The sequence below is a fragment of the Myxococcus sp. CA039A genome, from assembly GCF_013336645.1.
Lineage (GTDB): Bacteria > Myxococcota > Myxococcia > Myxococcales > Myxococcaceae > Myxococcus > Myxococcus llanfairpwllgwyngyllgogerychwyrndrobwllllantysiliogogogochensis.
Map to the genome: position 1 here is coordinate 1 of NZ_JABUMQ010000491.1, position 5,664 is coordinate 5,664.

At 70.4% G+C, this 5,664-nt stretch carries 6 protein-coding genes and 1 pseudogene; 1 reads left to right on the forward strand and 6 read right to left on the reverse strand.

Annotated elements, in window-relative coordinates; all coding sequences use genetic code 11:
* The 3 genes and pseudogenes from HR086_RS48085 to HR086_RS44150 all read right to left on the reverse strand — a co-directional run.
* A pseudogene (locus tag HR086_RS48085) lies at positions 1-258 on the reverse strand (hypothetical protein); the annotation flags it as partial.
* Between the two features lie 195 nt (positions 259-453).
* Positions 454-720 carry a GlsB/YeaQ/YmgE family stress response membrane protein gene (locus HR086_RS44145; protein WP_141649274.1) on the reverse strand — a complete coding sequence of 89 codons (267 nt, stop codon included), beginning with the start codon at positions 718-720 and terminating at the stop codon, positions 454-456.
* A 110-nt stretch (positions 721-830) separates the two neighbouring features.
* On the reverse strand, positions 831-1,565 hold the full coding sequence (locus tag HR086_RS44150) for a 16S rRNA (uracil(1498)-N(3))-methyltransferase (RefSeq protein ID WP_174468636.1): 735 nt from the start codon (positions 1,563-1,565) through the stop codon (positions 831-833).
* A 248-nt stretch (positions 1,566-1,813) separates the two neighbouring features.
* On the opposite strand from HR086_RS44150, the gene HR086_RS44155 reads away from it, so the two are divergent.
* Complete coding sequence (locus HR086_RS44155; RefSeq protein ID WP_174468637.1) at positions 1,814-3,148, forward strand: adenylate/guanylate cyclase domain-containing protein; 1,335 nt, start codon at positions 1,814-1,816, stop codon at positions 3,146-3,148.
* Positions 3,149-3,454: 306 nt separating this feature from the next.
* Here HR086_RS44155 and HR086_RS44160 read toward each other — a convergent pair whose 3' ends face one another.
* From HR086_RS44160 to HR086_RS44170, 3 genes are all read right to left on the reverse strand, one after another.
* Complete coding sequence (locus tag HR086_RS44160; protein ID WP_174468638.1) at positions 3,455-3,970, reverse strand: Mpo1-like protein; 516 nt, start codon at positions 3,968-3,970, stop codon at positions 3,455-3,457.
* Positions 3,971-3,993: 23 nt separating this feature from the next.
* Positions 3,994-4,482 carry a DUF962 domain-containing protein gene (locus tag HR086_RS44165; protein ID WP_141649278.1) on the reverse strand — a complete coding sequence of 163 codons (489 nt, stop codon included), beginning with the start codon at positions 4,480-4,482 and terminating at the stop codon, positions 3,994-3,996.
* 136 nt (positions 4,483-4,618) lie between these two features.
* Positions 4,619-5,664: AraC family transcriptional regulator (locus HR086_RS44170; protein ID WP_254626729.1), on the reverse strand; the 1,046-nt coding region annotated here is incomplete at its 5' end.

The window sequence follows — 5,664 nt, forward strand, 5'->3', positions numbered from 1 at the left end:
CTTGACGCCTGGCTGCTGCTGAGGCGCGGCGACACGGGGCGCGGCGGGAGGCGGGAGCGGGCCGGCGAGGGGCGCCACGGACGGCGGCGGCGAGGGCGGGACGAAATCGGCGTCCCGGATGGTGGGCGCCTCATCGCGCTCGCCGGCTCGGCGGTCGATGCGGAGGTCACGGTCCAGCAGGCTCGGCACCGCGGGCACCGCGGGCGGACGAGCTTTGGCGGTGGCGCAGGCTGAGCACTCTCCGACGGGCGGCAGCATGGCACCGCACTTCATGCACTTGGACAACGGACTCCTCCGGGCTGACTACGGCGGGTGCCATGAAAAGACGTCCGCACGCGAGGAGCAAGAAAAGTGGCGAGCCCCCGAGGTCCCTTGGTCGAGGAACCGTCAGGGGCTCGTCAACGCAGGCGCCCACCTGTCCCCTGGGGAACGGCAAGTGTGGAACGCCTCACGCTAGGCGTGGACGCGGCGCCGTCCCACTGCCCCGACAATCAGGAGCACGACGATGGCACCTAGCACCGACATGATGATGCCTGACGGGCGCAAATCGAAGAGGCGGCCATCCCGCGTGAAGAGGGACCCAATCAGACCGCCGAGCAGCGAGCCCACCATGCCCAGCAGCGTCGTCGCCAGCAGGCCCATGCTCTGCTTGCCGGGGAGGATGGCGCGAGCGATGAGGCCCGCGATGAGGCCGATGATGATGAATGCGATGATCCCCATGAACCCTTCTCCTGTTTGTGGGGACCCGAGAGGTCCCAGACGGCACAAACGTAGGAACCGGCAACCGAAGGTGGGAACCCGTGTGGAACGGGCGCTCGACTGGCCCCCTGCTAACCAAGCTCACCGTCGAGGTGCATCATCACCGCCAGGGCGGCCAGGGCGGCCGTCTCCGTGCGGAGGATGCGCGAGCCCAGCGTGACGGGCCGGGCGCCGAGCGCCTTCAGCGCCTCCACTTCCTCGCGCGCCAGTCCGCCCTCGGGGCCCACCACGAGTGCCACCGGCGTGCCAGCGCCCGACGCTCGGAAGGCCTCGCCCAGTGGCACCGCGGACTCCTCCTCGTCCAGCACCAGCACCACCGTGCCCGGGGCCAGCGTCTTCGCGGCCTCGGTGAGCGTGCGAGGCACATCCACGGTGGGCACGTCGTCGCGGCGACACTGCCTGGCGGCCTCCTCCACGATTTTCGTCCACCGCGCGGTGCGCTCCTGGGCTCGACGGGGCTCCAGCTTCACCACGCTGCGCACGGTGTCCACGGGAAGAAACGCGGCGGCGCCCAGCTCCGTGCCCTTTTGCAGCACCCACTCCAGCTTGTCGCCCTTGGGGAGCCCCTGGAGCACGCTCACGGCGCGGCGCGCGGGGGCCTGCCGCATGGCGCCCAGCCGCACGCGCACGGCGTCCGCGTCCACGCCCGTCACCTGTCCGTCGAAGGAGCGCCCCTTGCCGTCGAAGACCTCCAGCGCATCGCCCACGCCCAGTCGCAGGACATGGACGACGTAGTGGCGGCGGTCACCCGTCAGCGCCACTTCGGCGGGCGCGGGTTCCGGAATGGGGGCGAAGAGGCGGACCACGGGGTGTTCTCCAGCGGGGCGAGGTGAGTGTCTCGAGGCCCCGCGTCAAGGCGGCGACTTCAACAGCAAGCCGCCGTCCGACGCCAGGGCTCGCTGGGCTTTCCAACTTGAGGCACCATGGGTGAGCCGCGCTTTCGCGGCGAGTCCTCGGGCCCGTCGGGTGTGGGGGAGGACGCACCGACGTGACGACGGGTGGACCGGGAGCGCGAGCCCCTGGCCTTGAAGCGGAAGGAAAGGGACTCGCATTCATGGGCCGAAGCGACGAGGTCCTCGTGCCAGGCAGGGACACCGCGGTGGCCCGCTTCGCGCTGAGCCGCGCCAACGAGGAGTTGGTGCTGGCGGAGAGCTCGCTCCGGGGCGAGCGGCGGGTGGCCTGGGTTCGGCTCGCGCTGATGGCGTTGCTGTCGCTGAGCCAGGGCGGCATCGCCCACGTCACCGGGGAGCCGCTTCCGCCGCACGACTTCCAGCGCGTGCTGGCCATCGTGTTGTACGGGCTGTTCTCCGTCGTCGCGCTGCTCGTGCTGCGCCGACAGCGTCCGCACCTGCGTCATGCGCGGTGGCTGCCGGTTCCCACCACGGTGGCGGACACCAGCTTCTTCGCCTTCATGGGATGGCATGCGTGGGCGCGCACGGGCCAGTTCGACGCCGGGATGCTGGGCGCGAGCATGGGCATGGTGCTGGTCTTCTCCGTGGCGCGCTTCTCGTGGCTGCACGTTCTGCTGTCCACGACACTGTCGTCGGTGGGCTATGCGCTCGTCGCGGGCATGTCCGGGCACGGCACCTGGTCCAGCACCAGCTTCGTCGTCTTCTGCTACGTGACGCTGGGGCTGCTCATCGCGATGACGAACGCGGAGGTGGGGAGCATGTTCCTCCGGCTGCGGCGCCGTGATGGGCTTTCGCGCTTCCTGCCGAAGCAGGTGGTGGAGCGGGTGATGCAGTCGGGGGACACGTCGCTCCAGCCCGTGCAGCGCGAGGTCACCATCCTCTTCAGCGACATCCGCGACTTCACGATGTTGAGCGAGACGCTCCCTCCGAGGGAGGTGCTGGAGTTGCTCGACGAGTACTTCGGCCAGATGACCCACATCGTGATGACGCGAGGGGGCATCGTGAACAAGTTCCTGGGGGACGGGATGCTCGCGTGCTGGGGTGTGCCGGACTCGAGCGAGGACCACGCGGAGCGGGCCATGCGCGCGGCGCTGGACATGCGCGAGAAGCTGGGCGAACTCAACGCGCGTCGGGCGTTGCAGGGCCTGTCACCGCTGCGCATCGGGATTGGGCTGCACACGGGGGTGGTGGCGGCGGGCATGCTCGGGGGCGCGGAGCAACACGAGTACACCGTCATTGGTGACGCGGTGAACCTGGCTTCACGGGTGGAAGGGCTCACCAAGGTGCACGGCGTGGATATCCTGGTGAGCGAGAGCACCTGGCTGCGAGGCGGAGGAGACTTCACCGGCAGGCGGCTGGGCGAGACTCACGTGAAGGGGCGGCGCGAGGCGGTGGTGGTGCACGCGCTGCACGGCCACGTATCGGGTGCGCCCGTCGAGGCGCCGCCGCCTCCCGCGCGCATCGCGAGCGGCTCATAGCGGACGACGCAGCGGCGCCAGTCGCGTGTGTTCACGTAGCACGAGGCTGGCGACACGCCGCTCCGGTCGTGGCGGGCTTCACTTCGCTCGACGCGGTGCCGAGGCTGGCGAATACGCCGCTCCGTCGTTGGGTGCTTCACGTCGTGCGACGCGGTGCCGAGGCCGGCGACACGCCGCTCCGTCGTTGGGTGCTTCACGTCGTGCGACGCGGTGCCGAGGCCAGAGACACGCCGCTCCGTCGTTGGGTGCTTCACGTCGTGCGACGCGGTGCCGAGGCCTACGAGGTGCCGCCCCGGCCGTGGTGCTTCACGCCGTGAGCGTTGCTGGCTGAGGTCCGCCCGCCGTGACGCGGGCGTGCAGTCCGCGCTTCAGCCCCATCCCAAAGAGGACAAGGGTGAGCAGGTAGACGGGCTCGATGAAGAAAAGCAGCGGGCCGCCCAGGGACAGGCCGTGGGTCTTCTTCTCGAGGACGATGTGCGCGCCGACGACGAGCGCGAAGCGCACCACCATGACGGAGACGGCGACGATGGCGACGGTGGGGCCCGGCAGGTGGCCCACGCCCAGCGCGGCGTTCAGCGTGGGAATGAGCGGCAGGCTCATGAGGATGCCCGCCGTCCACTCCAGCGAGACGGCGTAGATCGCCACGGCGGCGACCAGCACATGCGCCGCCGACAGCTCCGTGCCTCCCACGGAGAACCGCACGAGGCCGAGCGGCACGAGCAGGGCGAAGATGAACATGTACGCGCCCAGGAAGTGAACCGCGCGGCTGACGCGGTTCTCGTGCAGGGGCATCCAGACGCGCAGCTTGTCGGCGAAGCTCATGGGGGGCGTGGGGACAGCGGTGCTCAGGCGCGCGCCGGGGCGCCAGCCTGGGGTTGGGGCTTGATGACGTAGTCGCCGAAGAGGACCGCGACGAAGAACAGCGGACCCACCAGCGCGTGGACCAGGTTGGTGAGGAACGACGGGGACTTCTTCTCCCAGACGGCATGGCCCGCCAGTTGGATGAGCCAGCCGAACACGGCGATGGCCACCACGCTCCATGTGGGCATCAGCCGGCCGATGGGGAAACAGGCCGCCATGAACGCCACCACCACGAGGCCCAGCTTCACGTCCGCGCGCAGGTACCAGATGGCCGTCAGCGCCAGCGCCACCATGCCCAGCGTCAACACACCACCGGGCAGCACGGGAACGGCCACGAGCTTCACCCAGTCCAGCATCGCGATGATGTGCAGCACGATGACGGGGATGGCGACCTTGTGAGTCAGCCGGTTGATGGGGTGCTGATGCGACGAGTAGTAATCATCGAAGAGGGCGGCGACCTGGGGCTTGAGCATGACGTCCTCCGGACGGGGGCAGGGGCTTTTTGGGAAGTTAGGTGAAGTCGTGTCGGGTGTCCTGGCGGCGCACGCCAATCTCCTGGCCGAAGACGCCACGGGTCGGCTGCCCCGCACCCCTCCCACCGCGCGGGACTCAGGGCCGCTCGGTGCTCTCGCGCCAGACGCGCGGCGTCATTCCCGTCCACCGCTTGAAGGCGCGGTCGAACGTGCTCAGCTCGGAGTAGCCCAGCAGGAAGGCGACCTGGCTCACTCCCAGGTTCGCGTCGCGCAGGTACTGGAAGGCCAGCTCTCGCCGCACCGCGTCGACCTCGTCCTGGAATGACGTGCCGAGCTCCGTGAGTCGGCGCTGGAAGGTGCGGGGGCTGACGTGGAGTCCCTTGGCTACATCACTGACTTGGGGCGCCCCGTCCCGCAGCGAGGCGCGGATGACGTCGCGCACCGCCTGGACGAAGCCGGGCGCGTCTGGGGGAGCCGGGGGCGTGGGTGCGCTGACGCCACTGGCGGCGCGCTCCAGGACGGAGAGGAGGGCGGGGTCCGCGCCCACCACGCGCAGGTCGAGCGCGGTGGCGTCCAGCGAGAGGGCGTTGCGTCCTCCGCCGAACGTCGGGGTGACGCCGAAGTGCTCCACCAGCGGCGCGATGTCTGGGGGCGCGGGGTGGGCGAACGCGACGGCGCGAGGCTTCCACGGGCGCTCGGTGAGCTGGCGGCCGACGTGGGTGAAGAGGGCGAGGCCGTACTCACTGGCGTGACGGCCGTACGCGAGCGGGGCTCCGGCGATGCCGTAGGCGAAGGTGCCGCCGCCGTCCGCGTCGTCGGTGAACGACGCGAGCCACGCGGGCTCCAGCAGCGCCATGTACCGCGCGAGCGAGCGGAAGGTGTCGCGCACCGTGGGCGAGGCCCGGGCGATGTACTCGACGAGCCCGTAGTTGCCGCGCGGCACGCGCTGGGCGACGTGGAGTCCGAGGAAGGCGTCCTGGGAGAGGGCCTCCGCCGCGTCCAGGAAGGCGTGCAGGGTGGGGAGCGGGAGGCTGACTTCGGGAAGGGTGCCAGCGTCGAGCGGCAGGCCGAAGCGCTCCACCAGGGGCGTCGGGTCCAGGCCCGTGGCGCGCAGGTAGGCGAGCAGCGGGCCCACGAGTTGGGAGCGGACCTCGTCCGGGGGCTTGGGCGGCGGATGAACGG

Excerpts from the sequence above, each read along its gene's own strand:
- HR086_RS44155 (WP_174468637.1), top strand. The coding sequence starts at position 1,814 with ATGGGCCGAAGCGACGAGGTCCTCGTGCCAGGCAGGGACACCGCGGTG.
- HR086_RS44145 (WP_141649274.1), bottom strand. The coding sequence starts at position 720 with ATGGGGATCATCGCATTCATCATCATCGGCCTCATCGCGGGCCTCATC.
- HR086_RS44160 (WP_174468638.1), bottom strand. The coding sequence starts at position 3,970 with ATGAGCTTCGCCGACAAGCTGCGCGTCTGGATGCCCCTGCACGAGAAC.
- HR086_RS44165 (WP_141649278.1), bottom strand. The coding sequence starts at position 4,482 with ATGCTCAAGCCCCAGGTCGCCGCCCTCTTCGATGATTACTACTCGTCG.